This is a genomic window from Streptomyces spinosus (assembly GCF_020400655.1).
GTDB lineage: Bacteria > Actinomycetota > Actinomycetes > Streptomycetales > Streptomycetaceae > Streptomyces > Streptomyces argyrophylli.
Map to the genome: position 1 here is coordinate 187,343 of NZ_JAINRC010000009.1, position 22,450 is coordinate 209,792.

Annotated in this window: 19 protein-coding genes and 1 pseudogene; 11 read left to right on the forward strand and 9 right to left on the reverse strand. The window is 72.9% G+C overall.

Translation table 11 applies throughout. The annotated features are described in order from the left end of the window. The first annotated feature begins 794 nt into the window (after positions 1 to 794). The 3 genes from LG395_RS18820 to LG395_RS18830 are packed head-to-tail and all read left to right on the forward strand — an operon-like array spanning position 795 to position 3,903. Positions 795 to 2,069 carry a hypothetical protein gene (locus LG395_RS18820; RefSeq protein ID WP_225810552.1) on the forward strand — a complete coding sequence of 425 codons (1,275 nt, stop codon included), beginning with the start codon at positions 795 to 797 and terminating at the stop codon, positions 2,067 to 2,069. Positions 2,070 to 2,092: 23 nt separating this feature from the next. Continuing rightward, positions 2,093 to 3,526 carry a Dyp-type peroxidase gene (locus tag LG395_RS18825; RefSeq protein ID WP_225810553.1) on the forward strand — a complete coding sequence of 478 codons (1,434 nt, stop codon included), beginning with the start codon at positions 2,093 to 2,095 and terminating at the stop codon, positions 3,524 to 3,526. Continuing rightward, positions 3,523 to 3,903 (forward strand): hypothetical protein, encoded by a 381-nt coding sequence (locus LG395_RS18830; RefSeq protein WP_225810554.1) that lies wholly within the window; start codon positions 3,523 to 3,525, stop codon positions 3,901 to 3,903. The genes LG395_RS18825 and LG395_RS18830 overlap by 4 nt, the downstream gene beginning before the upstream one ends. Here LG395_RS18830 and LG395_RS18835 read toward each other — a convergent pair. Next, positions 3,893 to 5,536 (reverse strand): annotated as a pseudogene (locus tag LG395_RS18835) (nuclease/transposase family protein). The gene LG395_RS18830 and the pseudogene LG395_RS18835 overlap by 11 nt on opposite strands. Further along, complete coding sequence (locus tag LG395_RS18840; protein WP_225810555.1) at positions 5,529 to 6,104, reverse strand: IS607 family transposase; 576 nt, start codon at positions 6,102 to 6,104, stop codon at positions 5,529 to 5,531. Before LG395_RS18840 ends, LG395_RS18835 begins: the two are co-directional and overlap by 8 nt. A gap of 83 nt (positions 6,105 to 6,187) precedes the next feature. Between LG395_RS18840 and LG395_RS41205 the strand changes: the two genes are divergently transcribed. The 5 genes from LG395_RS41205 to LG395_RS18860 all read left to right on the forward strand — a co-directional run bounded on the left by LG395_RS41205 (position 6,188) and on the right by LG395_RS18860 (position 12,291). Beyond that, positions 6,188 to 6,310, forward strand: coding sequence for a hypothetical protein (locus LG395_RS41205; protein WP_263982720.1), 123 nt, complete (start codon positions 6,188 to 6,190; stop codon positions 6,308 to 6,310). Positions 6,311 to 6,420: 110 nt separating this feature from the next. Next, entirely contained in the window at positions 6,421 to 6,810 is a 390-nt protein-coding gene (locus LG395_RS18845; protein WP_225810556.1) for a hypothetical protein, read from the forward strand. Positions 6,811 to 6,865: 55 nt separating this feature from the next. After that, a complete protein-coding gene (locus tag LG395_RS18850; RefSeq protein ID WP_225810557.1) occupies positions 6,866 to 8,680 on the forward strand; it encodes a peroxidase family protein in 1,815 nt (604 codons plus the stop codon). Next, positions 8,677 to 11,661, forward strand: a complete 2,985-nt coding sequence (locus LG395_RS18855; RefSeq protein ID WP_225810558.1) for a patatin-like phospholipase domain-containing protein — start codon at positions 8,677 to 8,679, stop codon at positions 11,659 to 11,661. Before LG395_RS18850 ends, LG395_RS18855 begins: the two co-directional genes overlap by 4 nt. 228 nt (positions 11,662 to 11,889) lie before the next feature. Then, entirely contained in the window at positions 11,890 to 12,291 is a 402-nt protein-coding gene (locus tag LG395_RS18860) for an STAS domain-containing protein (protein ID WP_171150552.1), read from the forward strand. Between the two features lie 18 nt (positions 12,292 to 12,309). Here the strand turns inward: LG395_RS18860 and LG395_RS18865 are convergent, their stop codons facing one another. Next, positions 12,310 to 13,734 carry a sensor histidine kinase gene (locus tag LG395_RS18865; protein ID WP_225810559.1) on the reverse strand — a complete coding sequence of 475 codons (1,425 nt, stop codon included), beginning with the start codon at positions 13,732 to 13,734 and terminating at the stop codon, positions 12,310 to 12,312. 82 nt (positions 13,735 to 13,816) lie between these two features. Here LG395_RS18865 and LG395_RS18870 point away from each other — a divergent pair, with 82 nt between their 5' ends. Beyond that, a complete protein-coding gene (locus LG395_RS18870; RefSeq protein ID WP_225810560.1) occupies positions 13,817 to 14,530 on the forward strand; it encodes a response regulator in 714 nt (237 codons plus the stop codon). Here LG395_RS18870 and LG395_RS18875 read toward each other — a convergent pair. After that, entirely contained in the window at positions 14,508 to 14,903 is a 396-nt protein-coding gene (locus tag LG395_RS18875) for a response regulator (RefSeq protein ID WP_308071275.1), read from the reverse strand. The genes LG395_RS18870 and LG395_RS18875 overlap by 23 nt on opposite strands. Before the next feature lie 304 nt (positions 14,904 to 15,207). On the opposite strand from LG395_RS18875, the gene LG395_RS18880 reads away from it, so the two are divergent. Together LG395_RS18880 and LG395_RS18885 are read left to right on the forward strand one after the other, a co-directional pair. Then, positions 15,208 to 16,284 (forward strand): PP2C family protein-serine/threonine phosphatase, encoded by a 1,077-nt coding sequence (locus LG395_RS18880; RefSeq protein ID WP_225810562.1) that lies wholly within the window; start codon positions 15,208 to 15,210, stop codon positions 16,282 to 16,284. Between the two features lie 130 nt (positions 16,285 to 16,414). Beyond that, the gene (locus LG395_RS18885; protein WP_225810563.1) at positions 16,415 to 18,097 is read left to right on the forward strand and encodes an ATP-binding SpoIIE family protein phosphatase; all 1,683 of its coding nucleotides are present in this window, start codon (positions 16,415 to 16,417) and stop codon (positions 18,095 to 18,097) included. A gap of 31 nt (positions 18,098 to 18,128) precedes the next feature. Here LG395_RS18885 and LG395_RS18890 read toward each other — a convergent pair whose 3' ends face one another. From LG395_RS18890 to LG395_RS18910, 5 genes are all read right to left on the reverse strand, one after another. Further along, positions 18,129 to 19,418 (reverse strand): alkaline phosphatase, encoded by a 1,290-nt coding sequence (locus tag LG395_RS18890; protein WP_225810564.1) that lies wholly within the window; start codon positions 19,416 to 19,418, stop codon positions 18,129 to 18,131. A 251-nt stretch (positions 19,419 to 19,669) separates the two neighbouring features. Further along, positions 19,670 to 20,515 carry an alpha/beta hydrolase gene (locus tag LG395_RS18895; protein ID WP_225810565.1) on the reverse strand — a complete coding sequence of 282 codons (846 nt, stop codon included), beginning with the start codon at positions 20,513 to 20,515 and terminating at the stop codon, positions 19,670 to 19,672. A 280-nt stretch (positions 20,516 to 20,795) separates the two neighbouring features. Then, entirely contained in the window at positions 20,796 to 21,140 is a 345-nt protein-coding gene (locus LG395_RS18900; protein WP_171150547.1) for a hypothetical protein, read from the reverse strand. Next, positions 21,137 to 21,799, reverse strand: coding sequence for an RNA polymerase sigma factor (locus LG395_RS18905; RefSeq protein ID WP_225810566.1), 663 nt, complete (start codon positions 21,797 to 21,799; stop codon positions 21,137 to 21,139). The genes LG395_RS18900 and LG395_RS18905 overlap by 4 nt, the downstream gene beginning before the upstream one ends. A 63-nt stretch (positions 21,800 to 21,862) precedes the next feature. Beyond that, complete coding sequence (locus tag LG395_RS18910) at positions 21,863 to 22,342, reverse strand: hypothetical protein (RefSeq protein ID WP_225810567.1); 480 nt, start codon at positions 22,340 to 22,342, stop codon at positions 21,863 to 21,865. Positions 22,343 to 22,450: the final 108 nt, after the last annotated feature.

A 22,450-nucleotide genomic window follows, 5' to 3' on the forward strand; every position in this document is an offset into this window, starting at 1 on the left:
CCCCGCGTCCCGCAGAGCGGTACCGCGTCGACCCGGTCGCCGCCGGAGCCCGGGTGCCCGTACTCGTGCGCCGGGTCCGCGACGTGCCGGGGCGGGCCGGCGGGTGCCCGCCCTCGACGGCCGTGAGCAGGGCGCGGGGGCCGGCCCGGGTGGCTCCGTCGGCAAGGACGCCGGTGCCGAGGCCCTTGTCATGGGGATCCACACCCTGCCGGGGGCGGTGGTCGTGTACCGGTCCGGCCTGGTGAGTGCCGGGCCGGAAGCCCGCGCGGGGCTGCCGCGCCAGGCGCCGCCGCGTCAACGGCCCAGGTGACCGGCGCGGGTTGACCGGCCGTTACGAGAGGACCGTCACCGTCCGCCCTGCCGGTTCCGGGGCTGTTCGCGGAGCGTGCCCGTCTTTTGTTGACCATTCAGTCTTTCGCCGAACCGCAGGGCCGGCCGTCGGGATGCCGGGGACGGACCGGCGGAAATAGGATGGCCTTGGCGACGGTGCACGGAAACGCCGCCCACGGCAGTGGGCCTGAAGGTGCACGATGAGCGGCCCCGCCGACATCCACGCCGGCCGGCTCCTCCGTTCCGCGGGGGCCCGAGCCGGCCGGACAGGGGCGTATGCGCCGGCCCCGGCCGCTCGCGCACCTCGCTCGTGGCCCACCGGATCCGGCAGGTATTCCGCGGAGCCGGGCAGGGGGTCCGCCCCGGCGACGTCTGCCGGGGACGGCGCCAACTCCTCGGTTCCGGCGTGACGTTGCGGGACGCGCGGGCCCGAGAGTCCCGAACGGAGGCGGAGGTGAGGGAAGATGCCGTATCAGACGGCGGTCACCGTTCAGGCCGCCTTGCCGCCGGACCGGGTCGCCGAAGTGCGGGAACTGCTGCGCGAGGCCGGGCGGAAGACCGCGGCCGGTGAGCTGTTCCCCTTCGCCGAGATACCGGGCGTGCACTTCGCGCGTGTCGTCCTCGTGCCCGGGGGACCGGGCGGCGCCACGGCGGACATGCCGCCCAGCGTCGTGTACATGAGCGAGGTGGACGGCCCCGCCGAGGCGCACCTCGCCGATCTCGCCCGCACGGCCGGCGACGGCCTGGACCGGGTGTTCGGGCACTGCGCCGGATACCCGGCAGACGGCTCCCCCAACGCCGCGCGGACCGACTGGCTGCGTGCCCACGCGGTGCCCTGCGCCGCGTTCTACGTCAACACCGTCGGCAGGGGGCGGCAGCAGATCGAACAGGAGGCCCTGCTGCGCGAGGTGATCGAGGAGTTCCTCGACCGGAACGGACCGGCTCTGGCCGGCAGGAGCCCCGCGCAGATCAGGGCCGCCGTCCAGGAGTACGTCGAAGGCCGCGAGGACCTCGCCTGGGCCCGTACCGGGCCCCCGCCGCCCCCGCTCGGGTGGCGGATCCGCCGGGCCGCCCACCTGATCGGGGTTCCGCTGGCCGCCCTGGCGCTGCTGCCGCCGCTCGCGGTCGCCCTGCCGGTCTGGGCCGTCCTGCTCAGGCGGCACGAACGCAGTGACGTCCCCGACCGCGCCCGCCCGAGCCACGACCGCATACGCGAACTCGCGGGCTGCGAGGACTTCGTGGCGCAGAACCCGTTCACCGCCGTCGGCTCCGTCAAGGCCGGCCCGTTCCGGCGGCTCACGCTCACCGCCGTCCTGTTCGCCGTGGACTACGGCGTCCGCCACCTGTTCGACCGGGGGAACCTCGCCGGGGTCAAGACCATCCACTTCGCCCGCTGGCTGTTCGTCGACGGGAAACGGCGGGTGATCTTCGCCAGCGACTACGACGGCAGCCTGGAAAGCTACATGGACGACTTCATCGACAAGGTGGCCTGGAGACTCAACGCCGTCTTCAGCAACGGCCGCGGCTATCCGCGGACGCGGTGGCTCGTGCTGGACGGCGCCGGGGACGAGCAGGCCTTCAAGAACTACCTGCGCTGCCACCAGGTGCCGACGCAGGTCTGGTACTCCGCGTACGACACCTCCACCGCGCACGACCTCGACATCAACGCCCGCATCCGGGCGGGCCTCTTCGGGCGCCTCGGTCCCGCCGAGACGGAGGCCTGGCTGGCCCTGTTCTGAAGGGCTCGAAGGAGGGTGACACCATGACGCCGCCGCTGGAACTCGACGACATCCAGGGCCTGGTCACCCGCGGCTACCGCACCCTGGCCTCGGCCTGCTTCCTGGTGCTCGCCACCGCCGGGCCGGCGGCCGGCGCCCGTGCGGCACTGGGGCGGCTGGCACCCCGCGTGACGAACGGCCGGTCCGATCCGGCGGACACCGCCGTCCAGGTGGCCCTCACCCCGGACGGCCTGCGGCGCCTCGGAGTGGAGACCGCGGAGCAGGACGGGTTCCCGTACGAGTTCGTCGCGGGCATGACCGACCCCGACCGCAGCCGCTTCCTCGGGGACGTCGGCGAGAACGCCCCCCGGCACTGGAGGTGGGGCGGACCGGCCGGCCCGCCGGTGCACGTCCTGCTGATGCTCTACGCGCGCGACGGGCAGCGGCTGCGGCAACTGGAGGCCGAGACGCGCCGCGAGGTCCTGACCCCCGGCGCGTTCACCGAGACCGTACGGCTGGGCACCGCCGAGCTGACCGACCACGAGCCGTTCGGCTTCCGTGACGGCATCTCCCAGCCCCTCGTCGAAGGCCTGCCCAAGGCCACGGCGGCAGCCGGCGCCGGTGACACGGACCCCGGACAGCAGGTCGTCAGCGCCGGGGAGTTCCTCCTCGGCTACCCCAACGAGTACGGGCTGCTGACGGACCGCCCGCTGCTGCCGCCCCGCCGCGACCCCCTCGGCGTGCTGCCCCGCGCACCCGAGGGCGGCGCGGACTTCGGGCGCAACGGCAGCTACCTGGTCTTCCGGCAGCTGGACCAGGACGTCGAGGCCTTCCGGGACTACCTGGAGGCGGAGACACGCCGTCCGGACGGCAGCGGCGACCCCGCCGCGCAGGAGGCGCTCGCCGCGCGCATGGTGGGACGCTGGCCCGGCGGCGCCCCCCTGGTCCGTGCGCCCGAGCACGACGATCCCGCACTGGCCACGGACAACGGCTTCGGCTACCACGCCACGGATCCGGCCGGTCTGCGCTGCCCGCTCGGCGCCCACATCCGCCGAGCCAACCCGCGCGACTCCCTCGACCCGCGCCCCGGGTCCGCCGATTCGGTCGCCGTCGGACGCCGCCACCGGCTGCTCCGCCGGGGCCGGCCCTACGGCCCCGACGGCACGGGGGACGGCCCGGACGCACACGGACTGCACTTCCTCGCACTGAACGCCAACATCTCCCGCCAGTTCGAGTTCATCCAGCACACCTGGCTAAACAACCCGAACTTCAACGGACTCCACGACGGCCCCGACCCGATCGTCGCGCCGCGCCAGGAACGCCGCGCGACCTTCACCGAGCAGGGCAGGCCCTTGCGCACCCGTCACGTCGGCCTTCCGCAGTTCGTCACCGTGCGGGGCGGCGCCTACTTCTTCCTGCCGGGCCTGAAGGCACTGCGCTACCTCTGCACGGCCGTACCCGAGGACGGGCGGCAGTGAACGCCCGGCAGCGCCTCAACGACGCGGTCCTCGGCTGCGTCCTGCTGGAGCGGCGCATCGACCCCTACGTGCGCCCGCTGTTCGACCGGACGCTGCTGCGTCCCCTCCAGGCAGCCGTGCAGTGGTGCGTCAACGTGCGCCGCCGGGACGAACACCTGGGCCTCGCCGAGGAGCGGGCCGTGCCGGGTGAGGCGGCGGTCGCCGAGGCCATCGCCCAGCAGATGACCCGCTTCGTCCGGCGCCAGTACCGTCCGGGTCAGGCCCAACGGGCCGGCAACACCAAGACCTACGGGGTCGTCCACGCGGACTTCACCGTCCGCGACGACCTGCCCGCACGGCTGCGGCACGGCGTGTTCCGCACCGTTCCTAATCAGTGAGCAGGAGTGAGTCTTGGACCCATACCGGCTCAACTGGCGCATTCCGAACGGTTCTGGATGCGCTGGTTGCCCGCGTTCCTGCCGCGTCCGGCTGCACGCATCGGGTGCGTGGTCCGGGTACGCGGGGGCGGGTTTCCTCACGCCCCTGGTCACGTGGTCCGGCCTGGGCGGTCCGATGCCCACGACGATCACTCTGGTCGTCGTGGGGCGGTGCCGTCCGTCGCCGGATCGCATGTCCGAGGGCGCGCCTACCGATGGCCACCGAGGCGGCAGCGTGTCGGGAGGTCTTCCCGTTTTTGCCGGTCAGCGGCTTCTGCCAGTGCTGTGCGCCTCACATGGAGGTGTAGGCGGGATCGACGGCGATCACGCTGATACCGGCCTCGGCGCACATCGACAGGAGCCGGGCGCGGAGTTTGCCGGTGGGGATGCCGGAGACGAGCTGCCGGAACTTCTTCTTCCGGCCGTGCTTCTCCCTGGTTGTGGAGTCGGTGAAGTCGAGGTCTTCGATCGCGATGGCCTGTACGCCGGTGGCCTGGGCCCAGTGCAGGAGGCGGGTGAGGGCGTGGCGGAGCTGGGCGTCGCGGTGGGGGGCGGTGCCGGTGAGGTCGTAGTCGAAGCGGCGGGGGCTGCCGACGGGGTTGCCGTGTTCGTCCAGCAGCCAGGCGGCCAGGTGGTCGGCGTTGGTGTCCACGCCGATCACGCCCCCGCTCCGCAGCGCGTCGAGCCCGATGACGGGGAGGCCCTTGCGGGTCCAGGAGGCGTCCAGGTGCCAGCGGCCGGAGGCGGTGTCGTGGTGGATGCGGTAGGCCACGGCCCGGTTGCAGGTGACGCGGTCGCGCCACTGGTCGCCCCGGTGCGGGAAGGTGACGCGGGCGGCGAGGACGTAGCGGCCTTGCTTCGCGTTGGCCATGCCGGCGAGCGGGGCGGGCAGGTTGATGCTGACCTCGCCGTCCGGGGTGACGCGGATCGTCTCGTTGCCGTGCCGCTTGCCGGACTCGCCGTCCGCGGTCAGGAACCATCGGGCCGCCTCCCACTCCGACCGCCACTGTTCCGGGGTCTTCTCGGCGGCGGTGAGGTTGTGCCGCTGCTTGAGCAGGCGCCGGCCGCCGCGCACCACGGAGACCTGCCCGGCCTCCCGCTCGGCGCGCACGCGCTCGTACCGCTCTTCGAGGACCGCCAGGCGGCGGGACTTGTGGAACCATTCGTGCTTGCTGCGGTAGCCGCCGGGCGTGCCCCGGCTGCCCTTCTCCCCGACCGGCAGTGACAGCCGGTGCCGGATGGTGCGGATACCGGCGTCCAGGGACTTCAGGTGAGCGTGCTGGGCGCGGCGGCACAGGCCCCACTGGTCGTGGGTGTGGGAGGTGATCGATCCGGCCCACCGGGACGAGGACAGGGCGGTCAGGTCCCGCTTCCGCGCGGCCCAGGTGCCGGTGGAGTGGTCCAGGCCGTCGCGGCACCGGCGGGTCAGGTCGGCGGAGGCGAGGCGTCCCATGTGCTCGCCGACGGCGCGCAAGACCTTCTCGTCCTCGCCGGTCAGGCTCTTGAGGCGGTCGCGGATGCTGACCCCGGTGGGACCGTCGGTGACGAACGGGCGGGCGATCTGGCGCAGCGGCTTCCGCGTCTGCTCAGCCATGCTCGGCGGCCTCCAGCGCCTTGCGGGCGCGGTTCTTCGCCGAGCGGCGGCCGTACAGGCGGGCGCAGAACGACGTCAGCACGTCCACGATGTCCCGCACCAGATCGTCTTCGACTTCGCCGTCGTCCAGCACGACCAGGCGGCGGCCGGTCGCGGACAGGGCGGCCTCGACGAGGTCCACGTTCATACGGCCGAGACGGTCTTTGTGCTCGACGACGACCGTGGTCACGGCAGGGTCGGCCAGGAGCCGCTTCGCCTTGCTGCGGGCACCGTTCATGCCGGAGGCGATCTCCGACTCCACCCGCACAACGGGACGGCCGGTGGCCGCAGCCCAACGGGACAGCCGGGCCACCTGACGCTCAAGGTCGTCCTTCTGCTCGTGGGAGGAGACACGGGCATACAGGCCCAGGCCGCCGACCGCTTCCGGTGCGGCGCTGCCCTCCACGTTCACCAGGATCGTGCGCGGCCCGACCCGCTGAGCCGGTACCGGCAACGTCCCCTCACGGAACCAGCGATACGCGGTCTGCGGATGCACGCCCTGCGCCTTCGCCCACTCCGTCAGATTCACACTCCGACAACGACACTCACCCATGCATGGTTACGCGCACTTTTACGACATAGGAGGCGAGCAAGTGAGTACCCCTGCACGCCGTGCCCGAACACCGGCCGCTGGGCAACCAGAACCGTGCCCGCCGCACGATCTACCTGCGGCTCGCGCGGCTCAGACAGTCCATGAACGGCACGCCGCACCAGGAGCCCGGAGCGGAGGAATGACGGGACGGCGGCCGCCCGCGGCCCCGACGCGCACATCGGGACCGCTTCCCATATCGTAGGAGACAAGGGCGCGAACATCCTCCGGATGCACGCCTGGAAGGGACGCTGAGATGGACGTGCGGACAGCCGCGCGCCGTTCTCTGGCCGTCATCCGACTGGTGAACGGCGCCACGGCGCTGCTGACCCCGCGAGTGATGGCCCGCCGTCTGGGCGCGGACCCCGGACAGCCCGCCCTGGTCTACGTCCTCCGCATGTTCGGGGTGCGCACCGTGGTCATCGGTGCCCGGCTGCTCTGCCCCGCGGACCCGGACGCACTCGACCGCGAGCTGCGGACCGGCACGTTCCTCCACGCGAGCGACGCCCTCGCGGCCGCCTGCGCCGGGCGCGAGGGCCTGCTGTCGCGCCGCATGGCCGCCGCGGCCACGGCGATCTCGACGGTCAACGTCGCCCTGACACTCGTCGCCCGGGGGTGGCCGCGCCGGCTGCCGGACGTCCGCTGACGCCGCAGCCGCCGCGCCGGGCCTCCCGGGACGGGACGCCGGAAGGAATCCCCTCATGAGCACAGCACCACAAGGCCGGGCCCCGTGGTTCGTGCGGCTGCACGACCGGCTGGCGGTCACCGTCGACCAGAGGATCGGCTGGCAGCGGCTGCCCAAACCCCTCGGTCTGCTGACCCTCGTCGGCCTGCGGGACAACCTGCGCCGCAAGAACCTCTTCGACACCCGCTCCTACCCGTCGTACGACCTGCCGGACGTCGGCCCCCCGAACGCGCGGTACTCCACGGAGCGCACGGCCGACGGTACCTACAACGACCTGGCCGACCCCCGCATGGGGATGGCCCGTTCGCGCTTCGGCCGCAACGTGCCACCGGACCGGGCCTTTCCCGACCCCGAGCCGCAGCTGCTCTCCCCGAGCCCCCGCGAGGTGAGCCGGGCCTTGCTGACGCGGAACGCGTTCGTCCCCGCCGAGTCCGTCAACGCCCTGGTCGCCGCCTGGCTCCAGTTCATGGTCAGGGACTGGGTCAGTCACGGGCAGGGCACCATGGACCGCCCCTGGCACATCGACCTGACCGACGACGACCCGTGGCCCGCACCACCGATGCTCATCCCGCGGACGATCCCCGACCCCACGCGCCCCGACGGGAGCGACGGTCTGCCACCGACCTTCCTCAACGAGAACTCGCCCTGGTGGGACGCGTCCCAGCTGTACGGGAACACCCTGGACGAGCAGCGGTCGCTGCGCACCGGCCAGGGCGGCAGGCTGCGGGTCCCCGACGGACCGCTGTTCCCCGACGACCCGGACAAGGACCCGGCGGCGATCCCCGGCTTCTGGGTCGGACTGGCCATGATGCACCTGGTCTTCCTGCTCGAGCACAACGCGATCTGCGCGGCGTTGCACGACGCCTACCCGACCTGGTCCGACGAGGAGCTCTTCCAGCGGGCACGGCTCGTCAACGCGGCGCTCATCGCCAAGATCCACACCGTGGAGTGGACCCCCGCCGTCATCAGCCACCCGACGACCGTCACCGCCCTGCACGCCAACTGGTACGGCCTGCTGGGCCGGCGCCTGCACAGGCTGCTCGGCCGGGTCAGCGGCAGTGAGGTGCTCAGCGGCATCGTGGGCGGGCGCACGGACCACTTCGGCGTCCCGTACTCGCTCACCGAGGAGTTCGTCGCCGTCTACCGCATGCACCCCCTCATCCCGGACGACTGGAGCTTCCGGTCGGCAGCCGACGACTCGCTCCTGCAGGAGGCCGGCTTCCGCGAACTGACGGGGTGGCACGCGTACGAGATCCTCGGCAAGCACACCCTGAGCGACCTGCTCTACTCCTTCGGCACCTCGCACCCGGGGCTGGTGACCCTGCACAACTACCCCAGGGCCCTCCAGGAGTTCCAGCGGCCCGACGGCAAGCTCATGGACCTCGGGGCCGTCGACATCCTGCGTTCGCGCGAGGTGGGGGTGCCCCGCTACAACGAGTTCCGGCGCCAGCTCCACCTCCGCCCCGCCGAGGACTTCGACGCCCTCACGGACAACCCCGTCTGGGCCGAGGAAATGCGCCGCGTCTACGGCGGGGACATCGAGCGCGTCGACCTCTCGGTGGGCCTGTTCGCCGAGTCCCGCCCCGAGGGCTTCGCGTTCAGCGACACCGCCTTCCGCGTCTTCGTGCTGATGGCCTCCCGCCGCCTCAACAGCGACCGGTTCCTCACCAGGGACTACACCCCGCAGGTGTACACCCCGACCGGCCTGGACTGGATCGAGGACAACACCATGACCAGCGTGCTGCTCCGGCACTTCCCTCAGTTGCGGGCGTCCCTGCGGTCGGTGGACAACGCCTTCGCCCCGTGGACCGCGGCCGGGAGCCCGCGATGAGACACGAGGCGGACGAGGACGCATCGCGCGTCCCGCAGGCCCCATCGCGGGACGAGGGCCCCGGCACGCTGTCGCCCGTGCGCGCCTGCGCGCTGGCCGTCGTGGCCGTCGCCGTCGCCGGCGCGGGGCTGTGGATCCGCCACCTCGCGCCCACGGTCGACGACGTGGGACTGCAACTGGCCGGGGGCGCGCGTGCGGCACACACCGTCGTCGGCGACCGGACGGCCGACTTCCGTACGGCACTGACGGCCGACTTCGTCCTCATCGGGGCGTACACCGCCGGCACGGTGCTCGTGTTCTGGCTCAGCAGCCGCACCATAGCGGTGCGCATGAGACACCGCTGCCTGGTCGTGTACGGGATCGGCGCGGCCGTCGCGGCGTGCGTGTGCGCCGTGACCGAGAAACTGCTGCTCCTCCACGGGCTCGGCGGCGCGGACTGGGCGTTCGCGTGGGCGGCGGGCTTCGCGACGGTCAAGTGGCTGCTGCTCGTCCTCACCGTGCCGGTCGCCGCGGTCCTCGTCGTGCTCGTCCTCAAACGGGCCGCGCTCCACGGCCGTGCCCGGAGCCGGTTCGACAGGGAGCGCGCACGCCGCCGGCCATGTGTCTGCGGGAACGGGCACCTGGGCGACACGACCCACTCCGGGCCCGACGTCGTCCCGCCCTGGCCCGTGATGGTGTGGGGCCGGACGCGCTGGCCGGGGGCGGCCCGCGGTGACTCCTCCCGTACCGGGGAGACGCGTTCCCGGGAGACGCGATGGGAGAACGGCAGCCGGGTGCCGCCCGGCCGGGAACAGGGCGGCCTCGGCTTCTGCGTCTCGGGCGGCGGGATCCGCTCGGCCTGCGTGACCCTCGGCGCGCTGCAGGCGCTGCGCCCCCAGCTGCGCCGGGCCCGGTACCTGGTCTCGGTCTCCGGCGGCGGCTACACCGCGGGCGCCCTGCAACTGGCGCTGGCCGGGACGGACCGACGCGGGGGCAGCGACCGGTACCGGACCCGTACCCGCGACGTCTTCATGCCCGGCACACCGGAAGAGGACCACACCCGCCGGCACTCCAAGTACGTCGCGGAGGGCACCGGCCAGTGGCTGGCCGCCATCGGGACCGTCCTGCGGGGCCTGCTGGCCTCCCTGGGACTGCTCACCGCGGCCCTGCTGGTCCTGGGGCTGGCCCTGAGCTGGGGCTACCACCTCGTCCCGCTGGCGGACCCGGACCGGCTCCCGGGCTTCAGGGCGCCCGCGCTGTGGGCCGTCCTGGCCCTCCTGTGCGGCGCGGCCGTGTTCTGGTTCCTCTGGCTGGTGTCCCTGTTCCTCGCCGTCCCGTTCCTGTCGGGCGTGCTCAAGAAGGCCTTCCTCACGTTCGTGGTGGCGGGCCTGCTGCTGGCCGTCGTGGTGGTGATCCTCCCCGCGCTGGAGTGGGCGACGGCGCGTCTGTGGACCCTCCACGGCCCGGGGACCGCGGTGAGCGGCGGAGTCGTGGGGCTGCTCACCTACCTGACCGTGCTGGCCGGCACCGGCTGGCGGCGCGTGGAGTCCACCGAACGCACCGTCCGCTCCGCCAAGCGCGCACGGCTGGTGCGCGCCGTGCCCATTGTCGGCAGGTACCTGATGGTGTGGGTGGTTCTCACCGTGGTGGCGGTGGCCTCCCTGCTCGTCCTGGGCGGGGCGATCCACGCCGGGCGGACCTGGCCCGTGGCGGTCCAGATCGGCCTCCCCGTCGTCCTGTGCACGGTCGCGCTGAGCCTCGACCAGACGTGGACGAGTCTCCACCCCTTCTACCGGGCCCGGCTGGCCACGGCCTTCGCCGTCCGCCGCGAGACCGACGAGGACGGCGAACAGCTGGCGGTCCCCTACGACTTCGACGAGCCGACCCCGCTCGCCTGCTACGGCCGGCGGCACTCCGGCTTCCCCCAGGTCGTCTTCGCGGCGGCGGCCAACCTCTCCGGCGACGACCGCACACCGCCGGGGCGGCACGCGGTGTCGTTCACGCTGTCGTACGACTACGTCGGCGGTCCGGACGTCGGGTACGCCCGGACGGACGTCCTGTGGGAGCGCGTCGGACCCGTCATCCGCAAGGACCTGACCGTCGAGTCGGCCGTCGCCGTCTCCGGTGCGGCCTTCGCCTCGGCCATGGGACGTCAGGCACGCGCGTTCCAGACGCTGTTCGCGCTCTCCAACGCCCGGCTCGGCACCTGGCTGCCCAACCCCGGTGTGCTGGGCGCCCTGTGGGACGAGCACGCCGACTGGGGGCTGCCCCCGATGCCCGGCATCCGTCGCCTGCCGTACCTGCTGCGGGAAGTGTGCGGCCGCTACCCGCTGGACGACCGGATGCTGCTGGTCACGGACGGCGGGCACTACGAGAACCTCGGCCTGGTCGAACTGCTCCGGCACGGCGTCGACACCGCCGTGTGCGTGGACGCCAGCGGGGGCTCCGGCGCCTTCGCCCCCGCTCTCGGCGAGGCCATGGCGCTGGCCAAGGAGGAACTCGGGGTCGAGATCAGGATCGCGCGCGAGGACTGGCAGAAGCTCGTCCCCGGCAGCGCGCCTCCCCTCACCCCGCAGCCGCCCCAGCCGCCGCAGCCGGGCCAGCCGGCACAGGCACCCCCGCCGAACCCACTGGCCGCCCTCGACCTGCGGCTCTCGGCCGACGCGGTGGTCGTGGGCGAGATCGTCTATCCGCGGCCGCGGGTGGACGAACACGGCCGGAGACTGGGGACGAAGGGACAGCTGATCGTCGCCCGGGCCACGCTGACCCCCGACATGCCCTACGCACTCCTCGCGTACGCCCAGGCCAACCACGCGTTTCCCCACGACGGCACCAGCGACCAGTGGTTCGACAGCCGGCGCTTCGACGCCTACCAGGCACTCGGCCACTGGATCGGTGAGCGGGTCGCGAAACTGCTGCCGGCCGAGAGCTGCCCGCCCCGGCCCGGATACGGGGGTGACGGAAGTCCGCGCGCGCGCCGCCCGGCGGGAACCGGTGCGTGAGGAGAGGGTGGGCGTAAGAGGTGCCCTGAGCGGGGCGGTTCCGTGGTCTGCCGCGACGGCCTGGCGGCTGGCGGGCAGTGCGCGGTGGGGGCTGGCTGCAATGACCGCGCCGCGGTCGCGTTCCTAGCGTTGACGCGTCGGCCGATCCGGCCGGACCCGGGCCCGCCCCGCCGGGCCGACAACCGGTCGAACCCCCTTCGAGAACGCCTCTGAGAACGGGAAACGCACGTGAGAGCTGTCTGCACCGTCTTCGTGGGAACCCAGCCCATGGTGGTGAGCGTCGCCGGAGAACTGGACATCGCCACCGCCGTCCACACCGACGCCATCCTCACCGCCGCGACCAGCGGCACGCATCCCGAGGTCGTCATAGACCTGAGACAGGTGACCTTCCTGGACTGTGCGGGAGTGCGCCCCCTGGCAGCCGCCGCGCGCCGGGTCCACGAGGCGGGGGGCTCGCTGACCCTGCTGGCCGGTCACCCCATGGTCGTCAGGGTTCTGCGCTTCAACAACCTGATTCCCGACGGAACGCTGCCGGCCGGGGACGCCGAGCCGGCCCGGCACCTGCCCGCGTACCCGATCGCGGTGCACCACTGCGACGACCGCTGTCGTGCGCCGGCCAGGGAACGCTGACGCAACCACTCGCGTTCGTCAGGTCAGGGGAAGGCGCGCCGTGAGGGTCGTCCCGTGACCGCTCGGGCTGTGGAGGGTGAGCGTCCCGCCCAGGGCCCCGACGCGGTCGGTCAGGCCCACCAGTCCCGAGCCCTGCCCCGGAACGGCCCCTCCCACTCCGTCGTCGTGCACGGACAGCCGCAGGACGTCGTCGCCGGCGTGCGCACGGACGCGAACGCAGGACGCGCGGGCGTGCTTGGCGGTGTTGGCCAGTGCCTCCGAGACGACGTAGTAGGCCGCCACCTCGACCGGCTCGGGCAGCCGGCGGGGGACGTGGACGTCGAGTTCCACCGGTACGAGGGAGCGGCGAGCCAGGGCCCGGAGCGCGGGCGGCAGCCCGCCCTCGGACAGGATGGCCGGGTGGATGCCGCGGGCGAGCTCGCGCAGGTCGTCGAGCGCTGCCAGCAGCGTCTCGCCGACCCGGACCACCCGGGCCTTCAGCTCCGGTTGATCCACCGGGACGGCGTTCTGGGCGGCCCGCAGTTCCAGCACCAGGGAGACCAGCCGCTGCTGGGTGCCGTCGTGCAGGTCACGTTCGATGCGGCGCCGGGCCTGGTCGGCGGCGGCGAGGATCCTGGACCGGGAGGTGGACAGTTCGGCATGGCTCTCCTCCAGCGATTCGGCCATCCTGTTGAAGCTGCGCTCCAGCACGCCGATCTCACCGGCCCCCGTCTCCGGTGTGCGGGCGGCCAGGTCGCCGCCCGCGAGCCGGCCGGCCATGGCGGCAGCCCGTCGCACGGGACGCACGACCCCCCGGGTGACGTAGGCCGCGAACCCGACGACGAGCACGACCGATCCCGTCAGACTTCCGATGGTCGCGACGACCGCCTGGTCGGCGACCGCGGCGGCGCGCGCCTCCCGGGTCGCGGCGAGCGTCCGTTCGGTGACCACGATGCGGTGGCACTCGGTCCGTATCGCCTCGACGCGCCGGTCGAGTTCCGCGCCCACGGCCGTGGGCCCCTTCGTCCGCAGGAGGTGGTTCACGACGTCGGCCAGGGGCATGGAGTACTCCTTGCCGACGTACGCGAAGCCCGCGTGGCGGACCTGCTCCGTCCTGATCCGCTGGGCGGAGTCGGCGAGGCGTGTCAGCGTCTCGATCTCCTTGGGCAAGGCGGCCTGGGCCGCCTGCCAGCGCTTGACGAACCGTGTGTGGCCGGTCCGTTCGTAGCCGCGCAGGTCCGTCTGGAGACTGACGACGCTGTGCCGCACCTGGTTGGCCGCCAGCAGCAGGTCCTGGGATCGCTGGGCGAGCCGCTGTGAGGCGCGCAGATCGACGCTCGAGCGGAACAGGATGGCGAAGGCCAGGCTGATGAGGAGCACGAGGAGGCCACTGGCGACGACCACGCGGCGCGCGAGATCACCGGCCACGACGGTTCCCCGGGCACGGGAGGCGAGCGGACGCACGTTTCCTCCCTGTTGTGAAACAGGTTTTCGCGAGGGCCCCGGGCAGATGCCCGCCGGACGGGACCCAAGGACAATGGCGGATATGAGGCCAGGAGGCTCGGCGTCCCGCCCCGGGAACGATCCGAGCCGCGACGGAGGGGCCGGGACGGAGCTGAGGGTCGCCCTGGCCGAGGACGATGTGCTGTTCCGCGCGGGACTGGCCGGCCTGCTCCAGGACGCGGGCTGCGTGGTGGTGGGGCAGACCGCCGATGCCGTCCAGCTGCTCGAAGTCGTCAGGGCGGCGAGGCCGGACCTCGTCGTGACCGACATCCGGATGCCGCCCGGGCAGGCCACCGAAGGGCTGGACGCGGCCCGCACCATCCGGCAGGAGTTCCCCGACGTGGGCATCCTGGTCCTGTCGGCGTACGCCGAGGTCGACCGGGCGCTGGAACTCCTGGAGAGCGGTCACGGTGTCGGTTACCTGCTCAAGAGCCGGGTGGGCGATGTGCGGGACTTCCTGGAGGCGATGCACCGGGTCGCCAGGGGCGGGTCAGTGGTGGATCCCGCACTGGTGCGGGAACTGGTGTCCGCCCGTCGCAGGGAGGATCCGCTGGCGATCCTCAGCGCGCGGGAGCGCGAAGTACTGGAACTGATGGCCGAGGGCCGTTCCAATGCCGGCATCGCCCGTCGTCTGTGGGTCACCGAGGGAACGGTGGAGAAACATGTGCGCAGTATCCTCACGAAGCTGAACCTGCCGGAGACCGACGACGATCACCGCCGTGTCCGGGCCGTCATCACCTTTCTGGAGGCTCGATGACCGAGCCGCCCCGGTGATGGCCGTCCTCCTGGGTGAGCAGAGTCCGAATGGCGTCGCCTGACAGAGCGGCTTTCGCGAGGAATCCGACCGCCGGGCTCTGCCGGACCAACTCACCATAGTCCTCCTCCGCATGCTGGGAGACAAGGACGACCGGGGGAGGGGAGGGGCCCGTCTCGCAGTGCAGCCGGCGGGTCAACTCCACGCCGCTTTCGGCACCCAGGTCGATGTCCACCAGCACCACGTCCGGCCGCAGCAGCGCGATCTGCCGCACGGCCCGCGCGATGTCGGACGCCACGCCCACGACGGTGACGCCCTCTTCCCCGAGCAGGCGGCGAGCGGCTTCGAGGAAGTGGGGGCTGTCATCGACGATCACGCAACGCAGCATGTCCCCAGCATCCTCCGCGGCAACCCGGCCGGCATTCCCGCTAGCCGGAGGACTCGACGTCCGAATTCCGTAATGAAAGGAACGGGCGCGTGACATTGACGCGGGCGTACCCGGTCCCGCACATTGGAAATCCGCCTTACGGAAATGCATTTTCGGAATGCGGCAAGAATGTGACTAGATTGCGGTAAGAGGGCCCTTCATGAAATTCCCTGCTCGCGGTCTCCCGCCGCCCGGTCCCGACGGCCGTGAAGTCCCCCGTGGTCGCCGCCAGGCCGAAAGCATCCGGGCGCAGGTGGTACTACCGCTCCTGCTGATCGCGGCGATCACCCTCGCGGCATCCTTCGCCCCCCTGGCCATTCACCTCTCCCCGCTCCTCGTGGCCGCCCCCACGTGCACCGCGGCGCTGGCACGAACGCCGGTGACGGTCGCCATGGCCCTGATCGCCAGTGCGGCCCTGGTCCTCGTCGACTGGCACGACGGTCTGCTGCGTTCGGCCCTGTTGCCCATCCACATCGGCGCCCTGCTCACGGTCTCCGGCTGCGCCGTCGTCGCGCGCGCCCTGCACGACCGCGATCTGAGAGAGCTCACGCAGGTACGGGCGGTGTCGGAAGCGGCCCAGCGGGTCGTGCTGCGGCCCCTGCCCCGCACACTGGGCTCCTTGCGCATCGCGTCGATGTACCGGGCGGCCACCGCGCACGCGCTGGTCGGCGGCGACCTGTACGCCGCCGCACGAACCGGCCGCACCACCCGCATCCTCATAGGGGACGTCCGCGGCAAGGGACTGCCCGCCGTCGAGGACGCCTCCGCGCTCCTCGGTGCCTTCCGTGAGGCCGCCCACGCACACGGGACGCTGCCGGAACTGGCGGCCGCCCTGGAGCGCAGCGTCCGCAGACACCTGGCCGAGACGGCGGAGCGGGACCCCGACAGTGCCGAGCGTTTCATCACGGCCCTGCTGGCCGAGCTTCCCGACGGGGAGGAGACCGTCCGGATCGTCAGCTGCGGACATCCACCGCCCCTGCTGAGGCGACGCGGCCGGGTGAGCCTCCTGCGGGTGAGCCGGCCGGCCCCGCCCCTCGGACTGGCCGGAAGCACGACGGACGCCTTTCCCCTGCACGCCTTCGCGTTCGTTCCCGGCGACACGTTGCTGCTCTACACCGACGGACTCGTCGAAGCGCGTGACAGCAGCGGCACCTTCTATCCGGTCCTCGAACGCGCCGCCACCTGGGCCTGGAGGTGCCCGCAGCACCTCCTGCAGCACATCAGCCGGGATCTCGGCGGTCATGCGGGTCCCCGCCTGGACGACGACCTCGCCCTGGTGGCCGTCCACTGCCCCGCCGGCTCGTCCCGCCACCTCAAGGCACCCGCCTGACCCGCGATGCCGGTGCGACGTGCCGACGGCGGACGCGACGGCACCCGGACACGGACGGACCCGCCGGCGCGGGACGCCACGGACTTCCGTGCCCTGTCAACACGCCCATCATGAAAGGACAGTGACCGGGATGGCCACTGTACGACACCTGTCCCGGCGGCCCGGCTCGCTGCTGGTCGCCTACCTCGGTGCGACCTGTGCGGTTCAGCTGGCCGCGTCCGGCGGCGGGTTGGTCCGCTGGTCCGCGTACTCCGTACTGGCGCCCCTCGTGGCGGCCGGTCTGCTCCCGCCGCGGCGCACCCTCGCCATCGGGGTGGCCACGCTGGCCGCCAGTGTGGCCGTCTACGGCTTCGCGATCCGCGGAGTGTCCGACGGAGGCCGCACGGTCGTGATCGCCGCGGCCGGGCTCTCACTCGCTCTGAGTCTCGTCATGTGCCGGACGCGCCTGAGCCCGCACCACGGCGCACGGCCCCCCGCACAGCGGCTCGTGCCGGGCGTCGACAGCACACGGACCGGCCCGGACGGCAAGCGGGCGGTCGACGACGCCCCCGGCGGCACACGCGCGTTCTCGACGACCGGCCTGCACGTCGGACCGTTGCCGCAGCCCGCGGCGCTGGAGCTCGCCGGCTGCCGGGCGGCCGTCCACGGCACCGCGGGAGCCGAAGCCCACTGGCTCGACGCGATCGCGCTGCCCGGCGCCCGGGTCGCGCTCGTCGCCGGGTCCGTCGCCGAGGACGGCAGTCCCGCGCCCACCCTCGCCCGTGAACTCCGCGCCGCCGTGCGCACGCTGGCCGAGATGGACCTGCGACCCGAGGAGCTCCTGTCCCGCCTGGCGCACGTCCTGGACCGACTGCGGTTCGACGGCGAGCCGGGCCCGCACGGCGAGGACGCGTCCGGTGTGGCCGTGGCCTGCCTGTACGCGGTCTACGATCCCGTCTCCGCCCGCTGCACCCTCGCCGGCGCCGGCCATCCCGTGCTGACCGTCCTCCGGCCGGACGGCGCGCTGAGCACGGTGGACATCCCGTCCCATCCTCCCCTCGGGCAGGCGCCCTCGCCCATGGAGGCCACGGAGATCGATCTGCCGGACCGCAGTCTCCTCCTGCTGCACGCGCACACGCCCCGGACACCCGGCCCGGCGGCCGGACCCGGTCCGGCCGTGCTGTGCCAGGCGGGCCCCGGCTCGCCGTCGCGCCTGACGGCTCTCAGCCGGTCCGCGCTCAACGCCCTGCTGTCGGAAGGGCCTTACACCCACGCCGGTGTGCTCGCGGCCCGCACACGCACGTTCGACGGCGACAACGTCGCCTCCTGGGACCTCGGGCACGGCCTCGCCGCCGTCTCCCAGGCCCGCAAGCAGACCGGGGCGAAGCTGGCCGAGTGGGGCCTCGAGGACGCCGCACCCACCACGGAGCTCATCGTCAGCGAGTTGGTCACCAACGCCATCCGCCATGCCCGGCCCCCGGCCCGGCTGCGTCTGATCCTCCAGGGCGCGCGACTGACCTGTGAGGTCTTTGACGGCAGCAGCACCTCCCCGTACCTGCGGCAGGCCAACACCCTCGACGAGAGCGGACGGGGACTGTTCATCGTCTCCCAGCTCGCCCAGCGCTGGGGCACACGTCATGACTCCCGGGGCAAGACCATCTGGGCGGCGCAACACCTGCACGCTTCGCAGGCGGCCCCCACCGACGACCCCGGCACACCGGCGGGACCGGCCTGTGAAGGCCGGTCCCCATCGGAGCGAGGGAGCGCCTCAGGCCGGGCGACACCGCTCCCCGGCGTGCCGTTGCCGGACGCGCCGGGCGGATGCCCCCGCTGACGCGGGCCGGCACGGCGGACTTCCGCACCGGTCAGCGGCGGGGGGCCAGGACCTGGGACAGGACGTCGTGCACGTAGGTGTTGGCGTGCTTGCCGGTGAACCGGCTCGCGAGCGGGCCGGCGGCCGTCACGGGAACGTCGACACTGCTGTGGCCGGAAGTCGTCCAGTCGATCGTGAACGTCCGGTCACTGCCGTGGATCGTGAACGGGCCGTCCTCGGCGGAGACACCGGTGCCGGACTCGTCCCCCGTGTCGTTCTCCTCGACCGCCAGGCCGCCGGTCTCGTGGTCGCCGGTGACGACGAGGAGGGTGTCCGGGTGGGTCGCCTGGTAGGCGCGGGCGACGGCGACGGCCTTCTCCAGCTGCTGCATCGACTGAAGGACCCGCGTGCCGTTGTTGCTGTGCGCGAACTCGTCGACGCCCTCTTCCTCGACCATGAGGAAGAAGCCCTTCTTGTTCTTGTCCAGCGTCTTCAGCGCCTTGCTCGTCATCGTGGCGAGGTCGACGGCCGGGGCGTACACGTCGCCCTGGCCCTCCGGGCGCTGCTGGAACATCTCCTCGTTGCCGAAGAGACCGAGCACCTTGCCGCCGGTGGCCTTGTCCAGGTCCTTCGCGTTGGTGACGTACCGGTAGCCGGAGCGCCGGGCCTTGGCGATCAGGTTGCCCTTGGTGCCGCGGCTGCCCTCGCTGGTGTCCTCGGCGGGCTTGTCGGGGAAGGCGCCCGCGGTGCCGGCCGGCAGCCACCAGTCCTCGCCGCCGCCCAGGATCACGTCCGGCTTGCTGACGTCGAGGTACTGGCGGGCGATCTCGTCCTGCTTGCCGCGGTCGGCGGTGTTGGCGAAGAAGGCCGCGGGCGAGGCGTCGGTGACCTGCGCGGTGGTGACCAGGCCGGTGGCCTTGCCCGCCGCCTTGGCCTGGGCCCCGAGCGTGGGGAGCGGGTTGCCGTGGGTGTCGACGCTGATCGCGCCGTTGTACGTCTTCTCGCCCGTGGCCCATGCGGTGGCGGCTGCCGCGGAGTCCGTGACCACCGCCTTGGGGTCGTCCGGCGTGGTGGTCAGCTGACCCGACACGGGAAGACGATCCATCGTCAGCCGGCCCTGCAGCCCGGCGAGATGCAGTCGTGCCGCCTCACGCGCGGCGGCACCCATGCCGTCGCCGTTGATGAAGATGACGTTCTTCGCGGTGGGGGCCTTCGCCTTCGCCGTGCTCTGCGGAGCACCGGACGCGCCCGGCGTGGGGTTGAGCACCATGGTCGCCACCACGGCCGCGGACGCCGCCGCGACAGGCGTCCCCCATCGCAGACCACGCACGTTTCTGTTCACAAAACTCTCCCATGGGCATCACAAAGTCCTTCCTTTGCAATGTAGGGGGGCGACGACCGGTCACAGCCGAACCACGAGTGACGTCTACGCCAACAGTCCGCGTCCGCAGAGGGTGACCTGCCGCCGCCGGCGTCCCGGCTGCACGGTCCGGCCGTCAGGGCAGGGAAGGTCAGGGCAGGGACGGGCAGCAGGCGTCCGCGCACCGCGCTACGGAGTTCCCGGCCCCGGATCGGTTCGCGTGAGGTGACGGGTCAGCCGACGGAGCGGGCCGCCGTGCCGATGACCTTGGCCACCGCGTCCGGATGCGAGATGAGGGTGAGGTGTGACCCGCCCCGGAAGAGGGTCGTTCTCGCGTGGGCGCGACGGGCCATGCGCTGTTCCGACTGCGGGGTGATGATCCGGTCGCCCGTACTGATGAAGTACCAGGACGGGATCGTCTTCCAGGCGGCGTGCTTCGACGGCGTGTCGAACGCGGCCGTCGAGGCGGCCCGCTGCGTTGCCCACAGGTTCTCGGCCTGGTTGGTGGGCAGGTCGCCGGCGAAGTCCCTGACGAACACGTTCTTCTTCAGGTACAGGTTCTTCGCCCCGGACGGCGCCTGAGGGTATGCCGCGGTGTCGAACAGCGTGCTCGGCGGCGCGTTCAGCGCCGAAGTGGAACCGCTCAGGGATCCGTTGGTCTCACCGACGGCGGGCGCGGCGGCGTCCACGAAGACCAGTGCCTTGACGTTCTTGACCTCCGCGGCGGCGTTGGTGATCACACTGCCCCCGTAGGAGTGTCCGACGAGGACCACCGGACCCCGCACCGTCTTCAGGAAGTCGGCGATCGTCTGTGAGTCGGTGGTCAGGTTCTGCAGGGGATTGGCGACGGCGCGTACCTGGTAGCCCTGCCCGCGCAGGATCTTGACCTCGCCGTTCCAGCTGGAGGCGTCGGCCCAGGCGCCGTGTACCAGCACGATGGTGGGTTTGGCGGCGGCCGGGGAGGCCGTCGCCGGCAGGCCCGCGGCGGAGGCGTGCGCCGGGATCAGCGCGGAGACGGCGAACGAGATGCCGGCCGCGGCGGCCGCGTAACGGAACGAGTGCGTTCGGTGCATACCCATGCCCCCAGTTCGTCAGCAGGGAGGTGACCGCCACACCGGCTTCGGGAGGAGCGATGACCGGCTGTGCGGTGTCATCCGGGATCCCCGGGCACCGGCGGCCACGGGCCTGGCACTGCACGGCCCACACGCCCAATGTGCCACGTGCCGCACCGCCTCGCACTCGGAGCGCCGTCCCATGACGGCCGGAGACCGCCGGCAGACCGGCCCGGACGGTGGCCGGGTCCAACGCCCCCGTCCGCCAACCGCGTTGAGCGCCGCGGCCACGTCACCCCGGGTGAACTCACGGTTGCCGGGCGCTCGGGGACGGCTGGGGCGTGGACGGGCTCACCGGACTCGGGACGGGGGCCGTCGGCGTGCCGGCCGGCGGATGCGGGGAGCGGGCCGGCCCGACCGGGCGGGCCGGTTCGTGGCGCACCGTGAGGAACACCAGCGCGACCACGGCGGCCAGGACCAGTACCCCCGCCACGGCCCGGCGCACCGGCACCCGCCGGAACCGCACCGGCCCGCTCGGCGGGCGCAGGGGGCGCAGGTCGGCCGGGCCGACGCGCTGTGCCCGCGCGGCCAGTGCGGCTCGCAGCCGCTCCTCCACCGGTGTCGCCGTGGTCCCCGTACCGGACTCGTTCATCGCAGTCCCTCCAGACGCCGGCCCAGGGCGTCCAGCGCCCTGCTGGCCGTGGACTTGACGGCACCGCGCGACAGACCGAGCGTCGTCGCGATCTCGGCCTCGGTCAGATGCGACCAGTAGCGCAGCACCAGCACCTCCCGCTGCCGCCGGGTCAGCGTGCCGAGCGCCGCCAGCACCTCCCGGTGGTCCTCGTGCAGCAGCACGTCCTCCTCGGGGGCGGGCGCGTGTCCCTCGGGGGCGGGGGTGTGCACACGTGCGGTCCTGCGCCGGCGCAGCACCGAACGGGCCCCGTTGACGACGCTGGTCCGCAGATACGCCTCCGGGTCGTCCAGCCGTGCGAGCCGGTGCCCGTGCCGCCGGAACAGCGCGGTGAACGCGTCCTGTACGACGTCCTCGGCCGTGGGCAGGTCGTCCACCAGCAGCACCGCCAGGCGCACCAGGGACAGCCGGCGGTGGTGGTAGAGCTCCTCGATGCCCGGTGGCCGCCCGGCGTCCACGGCGGTACGGGTGCCCGTAGGGGACCCGGTGCCGGGCGCGGCCGGTGCCGCACCCGTGCGGATGCGGGCGAGGAACCGGGCCCGCAGCACCGCTGTCAGGCGTCGCCAGGACGCCGGCCGCTCCAGGGGCAGGGCCGTCACCGGTGGTGTCGCTGTCGTCATGGATCTCCCGGGACCGGGTGCGGGGGAGCCGCCGCGCGACGGCTCCCCCGCACCGGCCCTGCCTCAGTGCTGCTGCGGAACCGGAACCGGAGCCGGCGTGGCGTGGCGGTGGTGCGGTACGGGCGCCGGACGCGGGTGTTCCGGAGCGGGGGCGGGGTGCCGGGGCACGGGAGCGGCGGTGGACGGCACCGGGCTCGGCGCGGCCGGTCCGGGTACGGAGGGCACCGGGGAAGGCGTGGCCGTGGCGGGGGCCGGGGACGGCGTGGCGGGGGCCGGTGCCGGGCTCGTCGTGCGTACGGGGGAGGGGACGGGTGACGGGGTTCCCTTGCGTGCCGGCGACGGCACCGGGGACGGCGTGGCGGCACTGTGGGAGCGGGCCGGGGGGTGGGCGGCGCGGCTGTCGGCCGCGGCCGGGCCGTCGCCCTGGGCCGCCTGGGCGGTCAGGGTGCCGGCGACGGCCAGGGCGGCGCCCACGGCGGAGACCCCCAGGGCGGCGCGTAGCCGGCGGGTGCGGTTCGGGCGCGGGTCACGGTGTGCGGACATGTGTTCCTTCGGTCGCTCGGGGTCGGACAACTGGACGAGGTGGAGGCCTCCACCCCGACAGACGTCCGGCCCCGGGCGAGGTTGCGGGTGACCTCCGGCGAATTTCCC

What these genes read in the sequence shown, in the direction of transcription:
- LG395_RS18820 (WP_225810552.1), top strand. Translation starts at nt 795, where the DNA reads ATGCCGTATCAGACGGCGGTCACCGTTCAGGCCGCCTTGCCGCCGGAC.
- LG395_RS18825 (WP_225810553.1), top strand. Translation starts at nt 2,093, where the DNA reads ATGACGCCGCCGCTGGAACTCGACGACATCCAGGGCCTGGTCACCCGC.
- LG395_RS18845 (WP_225810556.1), top strand. Translation starts at nt 6,421, where the DNA reads ATGGACGTGCGGACAGCCGCGCGCCGTTCTCTGGCCGTCATCCGACTG.
- LG395_RS18850 (WP_225810557.1), top strand. Translation starts at nt 6,866, where the DNA reads ATGAGCACAGCACCACAAGGCCGGGCCCCGTGGTTCGTGCGGCTGCAC.
- LG395_RS18855 (WP_225810558.1), top strand. Translation starts at nt 8,677, where the DNA reads ATGAGACACGAGGCGGACGAGGACGCATCGCGCGTCCCGCAGGCCCCA.
- LG395_RS18870 (WP_225810560.1), top strand. Translation starts at nt 13,817, where the DNA reads ATGAGGCCAGGAGGCTCGGCGTCCCGCCCCGGGAACGATCCGAGCCGC.
- LG395_RS18885 (WP_225810563.1), top strand. Translation starts at nt 16,415, where the DNA reads ATGGCCACTGTACGACACCTGTCCCGGCGGCCCGGCTCGCTGCTGGTC.
- LG395_RS18895 (WP_225810565.1), bottom strand. Translation starts at nt 20,515, where the DNA reads ATGGGTATGCACCGAACGCACTCGTTCCGTTACGCGGCCGCCGCGGCC.
- LG395_RS18900 (WP_171150547.1), bottom strand. Translation starts at nt 21,140, where the DNA reads ATGAACGAGTCCGGTACGGGGACCACGGCGACACCGGTGGAGGAGCGG.
- LG395_RS18905 (WP_225810566.1), bottom strand. Translation starts at nt 21,799, where the DNA reads ATGACGACAGCGACACCACCGGTGACGGCCCTGCCCCTGGAGCGGCCG.
- LG395_RS18910 (WP_225810567.1), bottom strand. Translation starts at nt 22,342, where the DNA reads ATGTCCGCACACCGTGACCCGCGCCCGAACCGCACCCGCCGGCTACGC.